General features: G+C 47.3%; 14 protein-coding genes. 3 read left to right on the top strand and 11 right to left on the bottom strand.

Annotated elements, in window-relative coordinates:
• Position 1: 1 nt before the first annotated feature.
• Entirely contained in the window at positions 2-1291 is a 1290-nt protein-coding gene (gene preA / locus MKY52_RS10585; RefSeq protein WP_076099706.1) for an NAD-dependent dihydropyrimidine dehydrogenase subunit PreA, read from the bottom strand.
• Positions 1292-1335: 44 nt separating this feature from the next.
• Entirely contained in the window at positions 1336-2727 is a 1392-nt protein-coding gene (locus MKY52_RS10580) for an NAD(P)-dependent oxidoreductase (RefSeq protein ID WP_341051287.1), read from the bottom strand.
• A 318-nt stretch (positions 2728-3045) separates the two neighbouring features.
• On the opposite strand from MKY52_RS10580, the gene MKY52_RS10575 reads away from it, so the two are divergent.
• The gene (locus tag MKY52_RS10575; protein WP_341051285.1) at positions 3046-4734 is read left to right on the top strand and encodes a PucR family transcriptional regulator; all 1689 of its coding nucleotides are present in this window, start codon (positions 3046-3048) and stop codon (positions 4732-4734) included.
• On the opposite strand, the gene MKY52_RS10570 is transcribed toward MKY52_RS10575, so the two are convergent.
• The 6 genes from MKY52_RS10570 to MKY52_RS10545 all read right to left on the bottom strand — a co-directional run bounded on the left by MKY52_RS10570 (position 4700) and on the right by MKY52_RS10545 (position 11418).
• A complete protein-coding gene (locus MKY52_RS10570) occupies positions 4700-6067 on the bottom strand; it encodes an aspartate aminotransferase family protein (protein WP_341051283.1) in 1368 nt (455 codons plus the stop codon). The two genes, MKY52_RS10575 and MKY52_RS10570, sit on opposite strands and share 35 nt — an antisense overlap.
• A gap of 31 nt (positions 6068-6098) precedes the next feature.
• Positions 6099-7562, bottom strand: coding sequence for a CoA-acylating methylmalonate-semialdehyde dehydrogenase (locus tag MKY52_RS10565; protein WP_341051282.1), 1464 nt, complete (start codon positions 7560-7562; stop codon positions 6099-6101).
• 104 nt (positions 7563-7666) lie between these two features.
• On the bottom strand, positions 7667-8767 hold the full coding sequence (locus tag MKY52_RS10560; RefSeq protein ID WP_341051280.1) for an ABC transporter substrate-binding protein: 1101 nt from the start codon (positions 8765-8767) through the stop codon (positions 7667-7669).
• A gap of 136 nt (positions 8768-8903) precedes the next feature.
• The gene (locus MKY52_RS10555) at positions 8904-9821 is read right to left on the bottom strand and encodes an ABC transporter permease (RefSeq protein ID WP_341051279.1); all 918 of its coding nucleotides are present in this window, start codon (positions 9819-9821) and stop codon (positions 8904-8906) included.
• A complete protein-coding gene (locus MKY52_RS10550) occupies positions 9821-10633 on the bottom strand; it encodes an ABC transporter permease (protein ID WP_341051278.1) in 813 nt (270 codons plus the stop codon). Before MKY52_RS10550 ends, MKY52_RS10555 begins: the two co-directional genes overlap by 1 nt.
• Before the next feature lie 2 nt (positions 10634-10635).
• Complete coding sequence (locus tag MKY52_RS10545) at positions 10636-11418, bottom strand: ABC transporter ATP-binding protein (RefSeq protein ID WP_076284892.1); 783 nt, start codon at positions 11416-11418, stop codon at positions 10636-10638.
• Between the two features lie 282 nt (positions 11419-11700).
• Here MKY52_RS10545 and MKY52_RS10540 point away from each other — a divergent pair, with 282 nt between their 5' ends.
• Both MKY52_RS10540 and MKY52_RS10535 read left to right on the top strand, forming a co-directional pair.
• Entirely contained in the window at positions 11701-13293 is a 1593-nt protein-coding gene (locus MKY52_RS10540) for a histidine kinase N-terminal 7TM domain-containing diguanylate cyclase (RefSeq protein WP_341051276.1), read from the top strand.
• Between the two features lie 138 nt (positions 13294-13431).
• A complete protein-coding gene (locus tag MKY52_RS10535) occupies positions 13432-14904 on the top strand; it encodes an alpha-amylase (RefSeq protein ID WP_341053392.1) in 1473 nt (490 codons plus the stop codon).
• Between the two features lie 554 nt (positions 14905-15458).
• Here MKY52_RS10535 and mprF read toward each other — a convergent pair.
• From mprF to MKY52_RS10520, 3 genes are all read right to left on the bottom strand, one after another.
• A complete protein-coding gene (mprF, locus tag MKY52_RS10530; RefSeq protein ID WP_341051274.1) occupies positions 15459-18110 on the bottom strand; it encodes a bifunctional lysylphosphatidylglycerol flippase/synthetase MprF in 2652 nt (883 codons plus the stop codon).
• A gap of 282 nt (positions 18111-18392) precedes the next feature.
• The gene (locus MKY52_RS10525; RefSeq protein WP_341051273.1) at positions 18393-18743 is read right to left on the bottom strand and encodes a FlxA-like family protein; all 351 of its coding nucleotides are present in this window, start codon (positions 18741-18743) and stop codon (positions 18393-18395) included.
• A 111-nt stretch (positions 18744-18854) separates the two neighbouring features.
• Positions 18855-20087 (bottom strand): multidrug effflux MFS transporter, encoded by a 1233-nt coding sequence (locus MKY52_RS10520; protein ID WP_341051272.1) that lies wholly within the window; start codon positions 20085-20087, stop codon positions 18855-18857.
• Positions 20088-20214 lie beyond the last annotated feature (127 nt).

The following is a 20214-nucleotide window of genomic DNA, read 5'->3' as shown; positions in this document are numbered from 1 at the left end:
CTTACACCACCTCCACTTCCGAATAGGTGCCATTCAAACTTCCGATCACTTTCTGCCGCTGGTTCCAGGTCAGTGGAGCTGCCCCGGTATCCACTGGAACCATATCGATCGCGCCGTCTGCTGGACAGACAATTGAACAAAGATTACAACCTACACAATCTTCCTCGCGGACCTGTAAAATAGCTTTCCCATCTGCATTAGTTAACATATCAATACATTGATGTGAAGCATCTTCGCAGGCAATATGGCATTTATTACAGTTAATGCAGTTGTTCTCATTAATACGGGCAACGACCTTATAGTTGAGATCCAGATCACCCCAGTTGGAGTATCTGGATACCGATTTGCCGATTAACTCTGTTACGGAAGCCAAACCTTTGTCATCCAAATAGTTGTTCAGGCCATCGATCATTTCCTCCACAATCCGGAAGCCATGATGCATGACCGCTGTACATACTTGAATGCCCGTAGCACCCATCAACATGAATTCAACAACATCCTGCCAGGTCGAAATCCCTCCAATACCGGAGATAGGAATGCCTACTCCCCGGTCACGGGCACACTCGGCCACCATACTAAGCGCAATTGGTTTCACAGCCGGCCCGCAGTAACCGCCATGCGCACCCTGACCCCCAACATTCGGAATTGTGTTCCAGCTATGAATATCTACACCAGCAAGACTGTTGATCGTGTTGATCATACTAATCGCGTCCGCTCCACCCTTAACCGCATGGCGGGCAACGACGGTGATATCCGTAATGTTGGGCGTCAGCTTCACAATCACCGGGGTCGTCGCAACTTCTTTTACCCAGGTGGTCTGTGCCTGCACCAGATCAGGCTGCTGCCCGGAAGCAGCACCCATTCCACGCTCAGCCATCCCGTGCGGACAGCCAAAGTTAAGCTCCAGACCGTCTACACCCACATCCTCTACCCGCTTAACAATCTCATGCCATTTATGCTGCGTTGGTTCTACCATCAGGGAGGCTATAATCGCATGATTCGGAAATCTTTTCTTCGTTTCATAAATTTCCTTCAGATTAACTTCAAGCGGACGGTCGGTGATCAGTTCAATATTGTTAAAGCCCGCAACCCGTTGCCCATTGAAATTTACTGCCGCAAAACGCGATGAGGTATTAATGATCGGATCACCGAGCGTCTTCCACACCGCACCACCCCAACCTGCTTCAAAGGCCCGCTGCACTTGATAGCCTGTATTCGTAGGGGGCGCAGAGGCCAGCCAGAACGGATTCGGTGATTTGATTCCTGCGAGATTAATACTTAAATCTGCCATTGATGTTCCCTCCTGTCATGTAAAATCCAATTTGATCTCTACGCTCAACCCGCAGATCTAATAACGGCATCCTTCTGACCTGAGAATTGTTTAACAATCGCATGGGCCGCATCTTTTCCCTGCTGGGCCGCGGATACAACCATGGCCTCGCCTTTGCCTGAACCAAATATGATATCGCCAGCGGCATAAATTTGCGGATCGGAGGTTTGACAGGTGGCTTCATCCACCTTTACAACCCCACGGTCATGCACAAGGCCTAAGGAATCTATTAGATCTAGGCGACGCTTTTGACCAATAGCTATTACAACCGCATCTACAGGAATCAAGAACTCAGAACCCTCGATCGGCATAGGTACTGGACGTCCATCTTTGCCCAGCTCCTCTGTCAGCTTCATCTGCACACATTCCAGTCCGGTTACGTTCCCAAACTCATCACCCACGATACGTTTCGGTAAGGTAAGCCAGTTGAACTCCACACCTTCCTGCTTCGCAAATTCATATTCAAACTCATAAGCCGTCATCTCTTCGCGGGTCCGGCGGTAGACCATTTTTACATTTGAGGCCCCCAGCCGCACTGAGCATGTAGCTGCATCAATAGCTGTATTACCCGCACCAATGACAGCGACCCGCTGACCCATCAGCTCTAGCAAAGGAATGCCAGTCTTAGTGGATTCTACGAGTGCAATGGCGTCGTATACGCCAGCCAATTTTTCACCTTCAATCCTTATCGGAGGCACATAACCCATACCCGCTGCCAAAACGATGGCATCATAGTTCGACTTCAGCTCATCTACAGAAACATCCACTCCGACTTTTACACCTGTACGTATTTCCACACCCAACTTCTCTACCTGCTCTACTTCCCAAAGAGATACAGACTGTGGGAGCCGAAACGATACAATCCCATGTGTATCCAGCCCACCCGCTAACGCCTTAGCTTCGTAGATCACAACAGCAAAACCTTCACGGGCAAGTTCCCTAGCCGCAGACAATCCCGCAGGACCACCGCCGATAACGGCTACCTTTTTCCCATTAGGGGTGCCAGCCTTAAATAATTGAACTCCGCTGTTCATTGCCCAATCTGTCGCATAACGCTGCAGCAGTCCGATTTGGATCGGCGCCGAGGCATCATTTAACACACAGGCTCCTTCACACAGCTCATCTGTAGGACAAACACGAGCACAACTGGCACCCACAGGATTGGAATCCATAATCGTCTGTGCCGAGCCTTTCAAATTGTCAGTAGCGATCCGTTTGATAAAGGAGGGAATATTAATGCTGGTCGGACATGCTTTTATACATGGGGCATCGTAGCAATATAGACAGCGATTGGACTCATCCATGGCACCCTTATGGGTCAGAGGCGGCTCAGCCTCGGCGAAATTGCGCCTAAACATATCAGGTGTAAATGCTGTTAACGGAGATGAATGCTCCATCACTAGTCCCTCCTTATGGGTAATTTTTCATATTTGTGTTATATAATATAACATTATTTCAAGTTTTTTCTGAATATTTTGCTTACATCATTGAATTATTGTAGTAATATAAGCATTAACAGAAATTATCTCTCAACACTCTTCCTGATTAGGTTATATATACTAACATTCGTTAATCAAACTATAGTCATTTCGAATTTTCGTTGCATTAGACACTTTGTCTAATTTCAAAACTGTATTTTTTACGTATGAGAATAGGCTGAGAATAACAGGGCATTAGCCGAAGGCCAGAGCACAGAAGATCGAGGGGGAGTAACTATGGACTGGGAGCTTGTATTAACCATTCGTGACGCTTTAAAAAGACCACTATTCGCAGAAGCCGAGGTGATCGGCGGGAAAAGCGGCCTAAGCCGTGCCATTCGCTGGGTGCATGTACTGGAAAGTGCCAACTTCGAGACTCTAATTCATGGCGAAGAAATGATTTTGACTACGGGGATTGGTGCAAGTGTCGATCTCCCTTCCTCCTTGGAGTTTATGCAGAACCTGATCGACAAAAATGCAGCTTGCCTATGTATTGAGTTAGGTACGTATTTCAGCACCATCCCGCAAGAGATGATCGACTTAGCCGACAGGCATGACTTTCCGCTAATTATCTTCACCCGCACGGTTCGCTTCGTCGATATCACCCTAGACCTCCATTCCATCATCATCAATCGGCATCACCGGATGCTGCAAGAACTCGAAAGCATCTCTCGTGAATTCCACCGTCTGACCTTAACCTCACAAGGAACAGTGAAGGTACTGCAATTATTATGTAAAAGCACCCGCACACAAATCGTCTATATGCAACTGCAAGGCAAACCCTTATTCTTCCCGGCACTTCCGCCCGAAGAGCAAACTCCCCTGCTGAATTTCTTCACCACCTTCGGTGACGAGATGGAAGGCATTCAACCAGACATCGCTCCTTACACCCGAGAATATGGACAAAAGACGATTGCAATCAAGCCTGTAGGTGCGCTGGATCAGACCTGGGCTTACATTTTGATGGTATGCAATCACAAACCACAGGAATTCGACTGTCTGCTGCTGGATTCCGCCTCTTTGTCCATTGCTCAGGAGCTACTGCGTACCCGGTATATGGAGGAGCGTAAGCTTTTTTCAGAAAATCTATGGGTCGACGAGCTGATCAATGGTCGTATAGAGGATGACAATCGCTTAAAAGGCTTGATCGGTTCCAATTTCAACATGGTCAACGAACTCCCTTACCGTGTATGCCTTATCGAAATCAAGAACCCTAGAGACGTAAAATGGAACAGCTCAGAGAACGAATGGGAATCAATTACCTTCCACCTTTCGCTCATCCTGCGTTCCATTTTCGAAAAATATTCCCTACGTCCGCTGATCACACTCAAGAACAATCGCCTCACCGTCATCGCACTCGACATTCAATCGAAAATGCCTGGAAAAATGCGGCTTCAGCAAGCACTTGAGGCCCTTCAACATATCCGCTCCGACGAGAAGCTCAAAGATTTGCAGCTGGTCATCGGAGTCAGTAAATCGCATAAGCGCCTAAAACAGGCCTATTCCGGTTATCAAGAAGCCCTACAGGCATTGTCGTTATACTCCTGTTACCAGAAGTCACTACTCTTCTATGAAGAGCTGGGTGTATTCCAGTTGCTGTTGAGCTTAAATGACGGAAAAACGTTGCAGAACTTCATTCGCAGTTATCTCGGCCCGCTAATCGACCACGACCAAACCAAAGGCAGTGAGCTGCTGCTTACCCTTCGCGTTTATCTGGATCATGATGGTTCCAAACAAATTGCCGCTCGAAACTTATTCATTGTCAGACAGTCACTGTATTATCGTCTGGACAAAATAACAGAGCTGCTAGGCGAAGACTTCATGCAGCCAGAGAACCGGATCTCCATTCAGGTTGCCCTGCGCGCCTACCAATTTCTATATCCGGACAAAATTACTTTACCCAGCCCCCGCTCAGTACAGATTTAAACGTATCGATAATAAACTCTACATCTTCATCCGTGGAAGATAACGGCGGGGCGAAGGTAAGCACATTGTTGAACCCAGCTACCGTATCGCCATTCTTGCCGATGATAAGCCCCTCGGACTTACATTCGGCAATAATTCCTTTCACAATACTCAGATCAACCGGTTTCTTACTTACCTTGTCTTCAACCAGCTCAATCCCTGTCACCAAACCAAAGCTGCGGACATCACCTACAAGCTTGTGATCCAGTAACTCAGTGAACGCAGTGTTCAGTCTTTTGCCCAAAAGCTCTGCACGCTCCACCAGCTTCTCCTGCTCGATAATTTCCAGATTGCGTAACGCTAGTGCACACGAAGCCGGATTGCCACCAAAAGTATTCACATGGCGAAAATGACCATAATCATCACTATTATCCTTGAACGCCTCATAGATATCCTTACGAACAGCAGTGGCAGATAAGGGAAGATAAGCACTGGTCAGTCCCTTAGCCATCGTTACGATGTCAGGCTTCACATTAAAGTTGTGATGGCCAAACTTACGTCCAGAACGTCCGAATCCACAAATCACCTCATCCATAATGAGCAGCACACCGTGCTTACGGCAGATTTCCTGCACCCTATCCAAATAAACCTGATGGGGTACAATGACGCCACCACCCGTAATTACAGGCTCCATAATCACCGCAGCTACCGTCTCCACGCCTTCCCAGATGATCATATCCTCTATGGACTGTGCACACTGGAGGTTGAATTCTTCTACAGTCATCCCGGCCGGGCGGCGATAGCTGTCCGGGGGAGCCACATGCAGAAAACCACCCGCCAACGGTTCATATTTATATTTGCGCTGGGCCTGGCCCGTTGCAGATAATGCCCCAAGTGAACTGCCATGGTACCCACGATAACGGGCAATGAATTTATGGCGATAATGCTGGCCGATTTGCTGCTGGTACTGGCGGGCCATTTTGAAAGCAGCCTCATTGGCTTCCGATCCACTATTGGAAAAGAAGATCACGTACTCGTCTCCGAGCCATTCATTCAGCTTCTCCGCCAGCGCAATCGCCGGGAGATGACTTTGTGTCAGAGGAAAATAAGGCAAGGTCAGCAACTGATTGTAAGCAGCTTCCGCCAGCTCCTTGCGCCCGTATCCCACATTTACACACCACAGGCCAGACATCCCATCCAAAAATCGATTGCCTTGTATATCCGTGATCCACGCCCCACTTGCCGAGGCGGCAATCATAGGCGGATTTTTTTCACTATAAGGTGTAATGTTGTGCCATAAATATTTCCGATCCTTGCTCACCGCAAGCTCACTATCATTCCCCAGACTCTGCATAACATCTTCTCCTCTCAGCAGCTCATTTTCTCTAATAACGGGCAGTGATCATCTTTTTACGCGTATAGAATTCCACCCCATCACGGCCATTGGCATGCAGGTCTCCATAGAATGATTTCTTATAACCCGAGAAGGGGAAAAAGGCCATGGGCGCAGGCACACCCAGATTCACACCCAGCATTCCTGCATCAATTTCTTCCCGGAACTCGCGGATCGCTTTAGCGCTATCTGTGTAAATGCACGCCCCATTCGCGAATGGAGACTGATTCGTCACCGCAATAGCTTCACTTAAACTCTTCACACGGATCACAGACAACACCGGTGCAAAAATCTCATCCTTCCAGAGGGTCATTCCCGGCTGTACATGATCAAATATCGTCGGTCCGATAAAATAACCCACACCGCCCACAGCAGCATCTTTCCGCCCATCTCTCACTAACTCGGCTTGTTCAGCTTCACCAGTCTCAATGTAATAAAGAGTCCGATCCTTATTCGACTGGCGAATTACTGGACCCAAAAACACCCCGTCATCGGCACCATTACCAATCTTAAGCTCATCTGCAGCCGCAGCCAGACGACTCACTAGCTCGTCAGCAATATCCTCATGAACCACTACAACCGAGCAAGCCATACACCGCTCACCCGCAGAGCCAAACGCAGCGGCAATTATATTCTTCACCGCATTATCCAGCTCCGCATCAGGTAACACAATCGAATGATTCTTAGCGCCTGCCAATGCTTGAACCCGCTTCCCCTGCGCCGTTCCTGTCTTATATACATATTCCGCAACCGGCTGCGAACCGACGAACGAAATCGCCTTCACTTCATCATGCTCCAGCAGCCCGTTCACCACCTCATGCGCTCCATGAACCACATTCAGCACACCTGGTGGAAAGCCCGCTTCAGCAAATAATTGAGCTAACCGATTGACCAGCAGAGGCGTACGCTCAGAAGGCTTCAGCACAAAGGTATTCCCGCAAGCAATGGCGAGCGGAAACATCCAGCAAGGAACCATCATCGGAAAATTAAACGGGGCAATCCCCCCGATAACCCCCAATGGATAGCGGTACATCCCGGATTCAATTCCGGTAGCAATATCCGGAAGCTGGCTGCCCATCATCAACGTGGGGATGCCTGCGGCAAATTCCACACACTCAATTCCACGCTGCACCTCACCTTGCGCCTCTTCCAGACTTTTGCCATTCTCCAGCGTAATCAGCTCGGCCAGCTCATGCCAATGCTTTACCAGCAGCTGTTGATATTGAAAAAAGTAGCGGGCGCGACGCGGCACAGCGACCCTTTTCCACGCTTGAAATGCCACAGCAGCCGCTTCTACCGCCGCACTCAGCTCTTCCTTACTGGAAATGGGCACATAAGCAATCACTTCACCCGTCGCCGGATTATATACCTCTTCATCTCGCCCGGACGACGATTCCACCCAAACTCCATTCACATAATTCTTAACTCTTTCAGCCTGCGTTACTAGGAGAGACATAGCTCGCACCTCTTTCTCTATTTCAGATGCACTGATGGACTGCTGATTATAATAGATGACCGCCAGATCAGGCGGCCATCCACTATAACATTAAGCTCAGTTGGTTATTTTGCCGCCATTTCTACGATTTCGTTCGTGTAAGCCTCATCTACCTTAGCAGGCTCTTTAATAACACCGAACTTTTGCGAAATATCAGCCGTTTGCTGGAACGCCGCTGCATCGGTATATCCCATCTTCGCACTGTCAAAGCCCTCAGGCAGAATCAGCTTGGCAACCTCAGTCATCATTGTCAGCTGATGCTCCTTAGTAGTACTGCCGTCTTCTGCTTGCTTCATTACACTATCCACGGCAGCCGCAGGATCGGCAATGGCATCCTTCCAGCCTTTCAATGAGGCACGAACAAACTTTGCCGCAGTCTCCTTGTTCTCCGCAAGCCATTCCTTATTAGCGAACAGATTATCCTCTAGCATCGCTACGCCTTCTGTATTCATATCGATGACATTCAGATCCTCAGCCTTAATACCTGACTCGAGCACAACCTGATACTCGTTGTAAGTCATCGCTGATGCCGCATCGATCTGATCGCCCAAGAACTGATCCATAGTGAACCCTTGCTTCGTAAAGCTTAGATCCTTATTCGGATCGAACTTATATTTATCGAATAACGCTAATAGTTCAAATTCGTTGCCACCCATCCAGTTGCCGACTTTTTTACCCTTAAGATCAGCGGCTGAGTTGATGCCCGCCGATTTTTTGGAGACCAGGACCAATCCGCTCTTTTGATAGATTTGAGCAATTTGCACGAGTGGCATTCCCTGCTCAAGACTTGGAAGCAAGCTTGCTACCCAGCCAACACCGATATCTGCGGAGCCCCCAGCCACTTGCTGCTCTGGAACAATATCCGGACCTCCCGGCAGAATCTCTACATTTAGTCCTTCTTCCTTGTAATATCCTTTATCCTGCGCTACAAAATACCCAGCGAATTGTGCCTGCGGCACCCATTTCAACTGCAGCTTCACTGTAACTGGATCAGCCGCTGGTTCAGCCGTAGCACTTGCCTCAGGAGCTGTAGAAGCTTCAGGGGCAGTCGTAGCTTCGGCTGCCGAGTTATTATTGTTGCCACTGCAACCCGCCATTAAAGAAACACTCAACATCATCACGATTGCCAACAAACCACCACGAAATTTGCGTTTTTTCCCGTTCATCAATCGAACTCCCCCTATCGTAATTTAAGTTTGTAACAAGCACAGTATGGACAATCATCGTGGTGCGTTTATGCATACAGCCGTGGGCGGTTTCTCTCTTCCATTCCCACTATGGCCGGATGTAATGAGGGTAAGATTAAGTACGCTGCGAAGGATGCCACTTAATGAATACTTTCTCCAGCCGCTCAACTACTAAGTAGAAGAGCACTCCGGCAATTGCGGCCAGAACGATACATGACCAGCCCAGCGGCATTTTGGCAACTTTAATGGAATTGGAGAGCAGATACCCAAGCCCTTTTGAGGAGAAAAAGAATTCCCCAACAATGGCGCCAATCATACTCGCCGTCGCGTTGATCTTCAGTGCTGTAAATACATAGGGCAGGCTATTGCGAATCCGCAGATAACGAAACACTGCCGGCTTACCTGCCGCGTAGGAATGCATCAGATCCAGCGCCAATGGATCAATCGCCGCCATGCCTTTATAGGCGTTGATCGCCATCGCTGCCATTGTAGTTGCTGTTACTATGGCAATTCGTGAGCCTATCCCATCTCCAAACCACAGATTCATAATGGGCGCGAGGGCGACGATGGGCACAGCATTTAGAGCAGCAACCAAAGTTAAACTTCCACTTCCCCAACGCGGCCACGCCGTAGCAGCTAAAGCGATCAGAAATCCGATAGCAGAACCAACCAACATTCCCAGCACAGCCTCAGTAAGGGTGTATCCGGTATAGGATAGCAACATGCTGAAATTATCCCTCATGGTCGTGGCAATTGCTGTGGGCAACGGCAGCTGATATTTCTTCAGATCAAAGATCTTATGAAAGAATTCGAACTCCCATAGCCCAAGAAACAACACCCCCGCCAATACAGGCAGCAGCACCCCTGCGCTAAATATCCTCTTCAGGCCATGCGAGCCACCCTTACGCTTGGCAATTACCGCAGGCTTCGAGCCTGTTGCAACATTCTTCTGCGTAGCCGTTAATACCGGCTGGGCCACCTCTTTACTAGTAGAGCCTATAAATGAAGCCTCCCGAACGGAGTTGGTTTCCATTAGCGGCTACCTCCTTTCGGTCGAAATTCAGGCTGCCACGGCGCCACCAAACGTTCTATCAGACTGATCAACCAGTAACTTACAATCCCCAACAAAGCGCCGACAATCACCGTAGACCAGAACATGTAGGTATGAGAGCTGCCGTAGTAGAGATTACGCAGCATGATTACGCCAATCCCGTGCTGCGCACCCATGAGCTCTACCAGGATAGCACCAGTCACTGCGAGCGGAGCAGCAATCTTAAGCCCTCCGAACAAACCCGGCAGGGCCGCTGGAAATCTGAGTTTCCAATAGACTACCCAAGGTTTTGCCGCATAAGAATGCATTAATTCCAGCGCGGAAGGATCTACACTTCGCAAGCCACGCAGCATATTGAGAGCCACTGGGAAGAATGTAATATAACCCGAAATAATAATCCGTGAAATCTGCTCATCTCTCACAATCCCATAAATGATCGGCGCCAGCCCCAGGATCGGAATCATCTGCGAGGCGATAGCGTAGGGAAAAGTTAACTGCTCTATCGTCTTCGACAAGCTCATTAGCACCGCCAGTGAAGCACCAGCCACCGCACCAATTAAGAAGCCAACACCAGCATTGCCAAAGGTGGCAGCCCCCTCCTTCATAAGCGTGCCTCCATACTGCCATAAGGTAGCTAACACCTCATGAACATATGGCAGCTTGGACTGTGCTAACGGCGTCTCCATCACATGGAGCAGCATCCAGGAAGTCCCTTCCCAGACTAGCAGCAGGCCAAAAATCCAGACGAACAACGGCAGCAGACGACCTCGCACAAAGATACTGCCCCCTTTCATCCCTACACCCCTTCAAAGCTGTCGCGAATACTTGCGATCAGTTCGAAAAACTCTGGGCTGTTTCTCATTTCTGCCGTTCGCGGACGTGGCAGAGGAATTTCAACCACAGCGGACAAGCGACCTGGATGCGGGGAAAGTACAAACACCCGGTCAGAGAGGAATATCGACTCAGGAATACTATGTGTTACGAAGACAATCGTGTTCTGCACCTTGCTCCAGACAGATAACAGCTCTTCGTTCAGACGCTCACGTGTAAACTCATCCAGTGCAGAGAACGGTTCATCCATCAGTAGAATTTCCGGCTCCATCGATAGCGCTCTGGCAATCGCTACTCTTTGCTGCATCCCCCCACTAAGCTGCCAAGGGTATTTATCCGCGAAGCTCTGCAAGCCCACTAGATCAAGAAGCTCCAGCGCCCTCTCTTCACGGATCGACTTTTTAACTCCCATCAGTTCCAGCGGCAATGTGATGTTATGCTTCACCTTCCGCCAGTCATACAACACAGGACTTTGAAAAACAATGCCATATTTCTGCGCCAGCCTTGCCTCTTTAGCACTTTTTCCAGCGACTACAATGTTCCCGCCCGTTGGCGCGATGAGATCGGCCATCAGTCTCAAAAGCGTTGTTTTGCCACATCCTGAAGGTCCGAGCAGTGAGACGAACTCCCCCTTTGCAATATCAAGACTCACCTGATGCAGTGCAAGCACTTCCGCAGCTTCTGCCCTATAGCGCATTTCAACATTTTCCAGCTGAATTTCAGGAATATTTGTCGCGAGTAATGACATCCTCAGCCCCCCTTATCAAAATAAGCTATGCAATTAATGTTAATTAATCTGACTCACTAGAGAGTGTGTCGAGTTAAAATCTTCTGTTGTGTAGTATTAACTAACATGTTACACGCTGCTCACTGGACTCTCATTAGACAATTAGTAAAATAGCTCCCGCTAAATCACGTCATTTTGTCTAGGGGGACTTTTATTCGAGTTTCAAATGAAGTGATTTTTAAATATTTGTAGATTTGTGGTAATATTTATCCATATCTTTCCTCAGTAGGAGACAATAGACCCATGGGATCTGTAATTTCGAATTATATTGTTATTGTGGCTATATCTGGTGTCCTGAGCGTTTTACTAGCCCTTTTCGCCTATTATAAAAAAACGGATTTCTTAGGAATTAGAGCCTTTGTTATAAGCTCCTTCACTTCCGCGATTTATACCTTCGGCTTCGCACTAGAACTGTCGGGGAAAACACTGGAGGAAATGAGTTTTTGGATTAAAGTAGAGTACCTGGGGATGCCTTTTATAGCGCCCGCCAGCCTTATTATGGTGATGCATTTCGTAGGGCTGGAGAGTCTAATTAAAAAGGGCATGCGAGCAGCGCTATATATAATACCGTTCATCACAACACTGATGGTGTGGACCAATGATTACCACCACCTCTTCTATAAATCCATTTATTTGCGAGACAATACGCCCTCCCCACTCGTTGATGTAGTGATGGGACCTTGGTATATCGTTCACGGCAGCTTTACTTTTGGCTGTCTACTGGCAGCTATCTGCCTTATGTTATGGCAGTGGAACCGGATGAAACGGGTATACCGGAGACAAATCGTTACCATTCTAATTGGACTAAGCCTTCCAACGTTAGGCTCTTTTTTATATTTAATGGGCCTGACTCCCTACGGGATGGATCCCGTTCCCATCATTATGAGTATCACTTCCACCCTATATATCTGGGCTATCCTATCAAGAGGTATGCTAACAGCTGCGCCTATCGCCCGTGAGAATCTGTTCGAAAGCATGCGAGATGGGGTGCTTGTCACCGATCGTTCGGACATGCTCGTCGATTACAATCGCGCAGCCGCGGATATGATAGAAGGACTTAATTCCTCGGCGATTGGTAAACCGCTGGCTCAACTGTTTCTTAATGCCGGCAAAGATGCCTTGTCCTATGTTATGGATACAGAGCCACTGCTACGCGAAGAACGGGAAATTGCTTGGATCAAAGGAGACGAGATTTGTTACTACCAAATTCGGTCCTCTCCTGTACAGAAACAAGGGGGATACTTAGCAGGACAAATGATTATGCTGATTGACGTAACTGAACGAATACTGCTTCAAGATAAGCTGCGTCAATTGGCTACGATGGATAGTCTGACAGGGATTTATAACCGTACCTATTTTTTGGAGCTGAGCCGAGGGCTTCTTGTTCAGGCCGCGAGCAATCGGAGTTCACTATCGATTATTTTGCTGGATGTAGACTTCTTCAAAAGCATTAATGATCGATTCGGACATCAATATGGAGATCAAGCCCTTCAGCACATTGTCGAGGTATGCAACAGACATATCCGGGAGGGTGACATCTTCGGACGTTATGGCGGTGAGGAATTTGTGATCTGTTTGCCAGATACGTCGCTGAAGCAAGCCGCACAACTCTGCGAAACTATCCGCGCAGATATTGAACAAAGTGTCTTGTATACGCTCATCGGGTCCATTAACGTGACTGCCAGCTTCGGAGTAGTAGAAGCCCTAAGTCCTAAAGCCACTCTAGAAGAGCTACTGTCAGAGGCTGACCATGCTCTGTACAGTTCCAAACGAAACGGACGCAATGCTGTCCACCTCTCCCAGAGATCAGAAATTACACTTTTCAAGCCTATATAAATCGCATCTTTGTCCCTCCCAGCGCATTCATCAGCCTGCCTTATTTTTCATAGTCTGTTTTTACGTTTAATAAGAGTTATCTGAAAATCTAATCAGAGTGTAGAAAAAATTCGCTTTATGGATATGGAGGCGCAAGAAATAATGAGGAACCATACAATGATGCAATTTTTTGAATGGCATGTCGCTGCGGATGGGAAACACTGGGATCGCCTGAAAGAAACAGCTTCCGCACTAAAAGCCGTAGGCATTGATTCTGTTTGGGTACCTCCTGTGACAAAGGCCGTCTCCGCCGACGATACAGGCTATGGCGTGTATGATCTATACGATCTGGGCGAATATGACCAAAAAGGTACGATACGCACCAAATATGGCACCAAACAAGCACTGATTGAAGCCATTTCGGAATGTCAAAAAAACGGCATTGCCGTGTACGTTGATTTGGTCATGAATCACAAGGCAGGAGCGGATGAAAAGGAAGTCTTCCAGGTGATCGAGGTCGACCCTAATGACCGGATGAAAGAAATCTCCAAGCCTTTCGAGATTGAGGGCTGGACTAAATTCACCTTCCCCGGCCGCGGTGATGAACACTCTTCCTTTAAATGGAATCACAATCATTTTAACGGCACTGACTTCGACGCCAAGTCGGGGCGAACAGGTGTATTCCGTATCGCAGGCGAGAATAAAACATGGAACCAGAATGTTGATGACGAGTTCGGCAACTACGATTATCTAATGTTCGCAAATATTGATTACAGTCATCCAGAAGTCAAAAAAGAAATGATCCAATGGGGAAAATGGCTGGTGGACACGCTCCACTGCAGCGGCTTTCGCTTAGATGCCATCAAGCATATCAACCATGAGTTTGTGAAACAATTCGCGGTAGAAATGTTTAATAAATGTGAGAAGGATTTCTATATCGTGGGTGAGTTCTGGAATTCGGATTTAGAATCCTGCCGACAATTTCTAAATACTGTCGATTATAAGATCGACCTCTTCGATGTCTCCCTTCACTACAAGCTGCATTCAGCTTCCTTGGGGGGGAGAAACTTTGATTTAACCAAAATCCTCGACGACACACTGGTGCAGACCCATCCTACCAATGCTGTAACGTTCGTTGACAATCATGATTCTCAACCCCATGAAGCTCTGGAATCTTGGGTAGATGATTGGTTTAAGCAAAGTGCTTATGCACTTATCCTACTGCGACGCGATGGATATCCTGTGGTCTTTTATGGAGATTATTATGGGATCGAGGGACCTACACCTGTCGCAGGCAAAAAAGAGGCGATTGACCCGCTGCTATATACCCGCTATCACAAAGCCTATGGTGAGCAGAAGGATTATTTCGATCATCCCAACACGATTGGCTGGACACGACTCGGCGTGAAAGACATCGAACGCTCCGGCTGTGCGGTTGTGATTAGTAACGGAGAGAACGGTCAGAAAAGAATGTTCGTAGGGGAACAACGCGCGGGTGAAGCATGGGTAGATTTCACTCATAATCACAAGGCGACTATAACGATTGAAAAAGATGGCTGGGCGACCTTCCCGGTCAACGGTGGCAGCGTATCTGTCTGGGCTCTGCCTGATGAAAAAGCCGACGAAAAATAAAGGTTATGTTACTCAAAATAGATGAGGCTGCTCTCGAAAGTAGTGAATGCTGCTTACGGGGCAGCTTCATCTATTTTATGGAATAGTCCAAGTAAAGATCTCACTTAACCATTAAACCTTTTCAGATTGGGTAATGATGGCAGACGATGATGAGGATATGCAGCGGGGATGTGCGGTGGGCGTTTTTGCGGTGGGCGGAGTGGGTTTAACACTAATTAGGGAAAAGCTCCCTAAAAATATTCGATATTCGCTTATAATCAACGAAATTAGGGAATTCCTCCCTAAAAATTAGGGTAATGCCTTGATTTCCCACCAAATCAGATGAATTTTAGGGATATTTTCCCTAATTATAAATCTAATGACCAGTAATCTTAGAATTTCAGGGGGAAATTCCCTAATTGTTATGTTGATGTTTCACTCAAACCATCATTTGAAACTTCAATTAACCTTCAACGCAAAAAAAGGGTCGTACCCAAGTAGCTAAAACTACTTTGAGACGGCACCCTCTTCTTTAGTTAGGCCAATGTACATAGAGACTTCACGCACGTCTCACTCTACTCCTCCGCCCTAGGATGGCGGGATACTAACCTCACCAGATCGAGTGTTAAGATCGGCAATGCTATAGAAGCCGGATAAGCCAAGTAACGCGGTTCCCACTCCGGGCTGAATTTTTCTTTATAGCGGCGAAGTCCGACAAAGCCGTACCAATGCCCCCCTCTTTTAAATACGAGATGAGCCAGCTTCTCCTCTTTCAAGGCCCCAGCATTCTCACCCACACTGGACAGCGGGGCATTACCTAGATTGAATCGATGATATCCCTTAGATTTCGCCCATTCTAGCAAACGAACAAATAAATAATCCATCGTTCCGTTCGGCACATTCTTTCGATGGCGCATCAAATCAATCGATAAGGTCATACCCTGATCATACCCGTTTGCAATAGAAGCAAATGCCAGTATCGTCCCTTGGGCATTCCGCAGGAGCACGATTGGAGCCAGCTGTAGATAGGCCTCGTTAAACCAACCCAGCGAATACCCTTTTTCGGTGCGCCCATTCAACCATTCGTCCGAAACGGATCGCAGCTCTCGTAGCAATTCTTCAGCGTGCGGTGCTTCTACAACTTCGAAGGCATAGCCTTCCCGTTCAAAACGGTTGCATACGCTTCGCAAATCACTGTTCTTTTTGCCACTGAGCGTAAAGGTATCGAGCGTTACTAATGCCTCTTCCCCCAGCTTAAAAAAGCGATATCCCTGCTCATGATAGATCGATAAGAAACCAGGTGTGGCCTGATAAAAAACTACGACCAGACCGTACTTATCTGCAGCTTGTCTAAATTCACTGATTGCCTCATTCATGAGACTTCTCTCTCCCAATGGATCACCAAGGACTACAAGCTTATCCCTAACCCTAGCGAAAGCGAGCAACACCTTGCCTTCTTGGGCCCAGAAGAAGCTTTTATCACCCAAAAACAATATATGAGTTAAGGCATTGCCTTGAACTTCACCTAGGAAGTTTTTCAGCCTTGCCATATCAAAATTTCCGAATAACTCCTCCGGTTTACGATGAGGTCTAAGGGTGATCAGCAAAGTAAGAATGATCCAAGAGAAAGCTAGTCCCCCTACGGCTGTATAAGCAACATGACTATGCCGCTGTAGCCACTCTGGCTCTACACCGGGCGGGAGATGCTTCAGAAATCCACGATGGACATGGCTGCCCAATAGATAATAGCTTAGGGCAATTACTGAAGTAAGCGCAAGCCACCAAATCGTACTCTGTCTGCTTACGGGAGCACTGATCCGGTAGAACCGAGATCTGGAGATCCACAGAATGAGTGCAACGAGGAGCTGAAACAGCGCCTCTTCATAATCAAAGCCTTTAGCCACCGCAAACACAGACCCGGAAAATAATAAAATGCTGGTCCAGATGTACGCGCTACGAACCCTTAATGTAATGCCTCTCGACAACAAAATGAGCATAAAGCCAATAAGTACAGATAAATGATGTGAGAGCTGCATGATCGAGAATGACAATATTTCCTCTGTAATCTTCAGTCTGTACAACAATCCGGGCGTAGCTGTTGATAGTAAGAGAATAAGCCCGCTAGCTAGTACAAGCTTGCCTAGAGCCCACACACCAAGATCGCTCAGAAAGGTATACTGACCCGGCCAACCCCAAATCCTCTGCCAAATGTTAAGAGCGGGTTCGAACCCTGGAGCTGAACGATCTTGACCCTTTTTTCCCTGTAGACCAAATTCCAGTGCCGCCAGCACCAATCCGATCAGCCATGGAATGAGATAATAGAACAATCTAAAAATAACAAGCACTGCCATGGCCTGATCACTTTTAAATCCAAGCTGCGTAAGACCCAGCAATGCAATAAGGTCAAAAGCACCGATACCACCAGGAGCCATACTCAAGATGCCTGCGATGGCAGCAATCGTAAAGATGCCGAATATGACTGGAAAGTGTACCTCGTGCAAAAGATGACTACTGATTGTCCAAAACGTTACACCAGCAAAACTCCATTCCAGAAAGGAGGCACCTACAGAGGAAACTACTGTAAGCCAGGGTGTTCTACCTTGTCCCCGGTTAATCCACTTTGCATAAAGAGCAGAGCGCTGTACAAACACAAAAAGCGGCAAATAAAGCGCCATCCCCCATACCGCAAATACTAACCAATGATGCTCTTCCAGCAATGCCGTTGCCGGGAGTAAACCAAAAATATTTGCCCAAGAAAGTAAAGATAACCCGGTAATCATGAGTGGTGATAAAAATACGATTGCCGGCGTTAGGACGGAAGTTGACACTCCGCTTTTTTTGTACATCAACGTCCTTAAACCCACTCCAGCCAGACCTGCAAAACCAATTAAATTATTAAATGTATTAGCTATCCAAGCATAACGGAAGGTGTCCCACAGCCCTACTTTTAAACGAAAATGTGCACGTATCAAATAATCATAAGCACTCATTACAGCTACTGCGAGAAGTGCAAATCCGATCATTTGCAAAACGGCAGATGTAGGCACTCTTCTTAGCTCACGCATAATAAGTCCTAAATGAACCTGCTTCAGCTCATGTTGCCCCTCCCAATACACCAGCGCTATGATAGCTACTGGAAAGAGAGCTCTCACCGCCCGAATCCGATAGATGGTTAAGAACAGCCTTACAATTTTGAATCTTTCTAATGTTTGTTGTTTTGATTGCATTAGGCCACCTACCCTTACCGCCGACACACGTTGTGCTAGACAATTTTTACAACCATTTCATTATAACAATTATTGGAATAAAAAACCCATGATAATCAACACCTACTACATTAGACTGCCAGCATAGCCCTAATCCCTGCAATAGTTAAAGAATGTTAATGAAATTCTATTTAGCTAAAGAACATTGAGACTGTAGTTTACACATAAAATTGCACAACAAAAAGGACATCCCTCACGGCAAAGGATGTCCTCTCAGTTATGTAGCACGGGTTTAACTAGCGTTTATACTCGAATATCAAATCTGCCTTTACTATCCGTTGTTGCGGTAGCAATCTCTTGCGGACTTGCTGCAGCAAGCGTATTGTTCGCAGGTTTGGCAGGTGCCTCTACAACACTGCTAGCGGAGGAAGCACTGCTCTGAGACTTCTGCGAGACTTGTGCCTCGATGGTCTTAATCTGTTGCTCAATTTGCTTAGTTTTCGTTTCCTTGGTCTTGTCATCGTCTGAGCTGGCATTAATCTTGTCCAGTTCTGCCTCCAGTTTCGCTTTTTGTTTCTCAAGCGTACTGGTATCTGTAGTGCTAGATGTCGAGGTAGTATACGATGTGGAACCTGAGACTGCTGATATACTCATGGTTATCCCTCCCTTCCTTACCTCCAATATAATCCTTTTGCAAGTAAGGAACGTTAAGACCCGCTGAAAGTTTGCTGAAAGTACTACTTGCCAGGTTACAATGATAGACTGCTAGGAGCTTGCTTTTCCTCGTCTAACAAGCAGCACATAAGATAGAATCGAGAGAATTCCCGTACATGCCATCACAATCGCCATCGGAAGTGCGGACTCAACGCCCCCAAGACCCACAAGTGGCGCTACACAGCTACCTAGCAACAGGGGGATTAATCCGATTAATGCCGAGGCACTGCCTGCAGTTTCACCTTGATCTTGCATCGCCAGTGAAAAGCTGGTCGCTCCGACAATCCCTACACTGGAGACAACCGCAAATAGACAGATCAAAATAGGAATCAATCCTCCTCCTACCAGAACCGTCAGCAGTAGCAAGATGCCCCCCATCGTACATAGCAATAGTCCACTGAGTAACAACTTAGTCTCACTTACCTTCCCAGCAAGTCTACCGGCTATTTGGCCAGTAATAATAATCCCGATCCCATTCACTGCAAAGATCAGACTATATACCTGCGGGGTAACCGCAAAAATATTTTGCAATACAAAAGAAGAACCTGAGATATACGCGAACATAGATGCCGTAACGAAACCTTGAGACAAGGCATAACCCATAAACTTACGGTTGCCCAGCAATACCCGGAAGGTAAGCAGTGTACCCTTCATTCCACTCTTAGAGCGTCGCTCCTTCGGCAGTGTCTCCGGCAAGCGCAATAAAATAGTTAAACAAAAAATAATTCCGGCAGCAAATAATACGAGGAATATCCCTTGCCATGTAGTCACCCTTAACAGCTGGCCCCCAATAACTGGAGCTAATATCGGTCCGAGACCATTCACAATCATCAATAGTGAGAAGAACTTCGTGAGTTCAGAGCCACTATATAAATCACGAACAGCCGCTCTAGAGACAACCACCCCCACTGAACCAGCAAGACCTTGAATAAACCGCAAACCGATCAGCAGTCCAATCGAGGGACTAAAGGCACATAGCACTGAGGAAACGGCGTAGATGAACATACCTATAAGCAGCGGACCGCGGCGGCCATATACATCACTCAGCGGTCCAGCGACCAACTGACCTGAAGCAAGTCCCAGCAAAAAGAAGGTCAGACTAAGCTGCACTAAAGCAGCGGTCGTACCGAAATCCGCGACAAGCGTAGGCAGTGCCGGCAAATACATATCAATCGACAACGGGCCGATCGTTGTAATGGAGCCGAGAATCACAGCCAGCTGTAATCTCTGCTTCCGTGTTGGTCCATCTGCGGCAAGCGTATTACCATTTTGAATTCCAATCATGATCCTTACTTCAACCTTTCTAAAGCAACCCTTGGGCCTTTTTTTGTATTCTTCATACTAACGTAAAGGAAGTGAATTGATCAATCCTTTTATGGAGGGTTATAGGTGCCTGTATAACAAGAATAAC

The organism is Paenibacillus sp. FSL P4-0184 (genome assembly GCF_038004625.1).
In the GTDB taxonomy this organism is placed as follows: Bacteria; Bacillota; Bacilli; order Paenibacillales; family Paenibacillaceae; genus Paenibacillus_AQ.
This window is presented reverse-complemented; position numbering and strand designations above follow the sequence as displayed.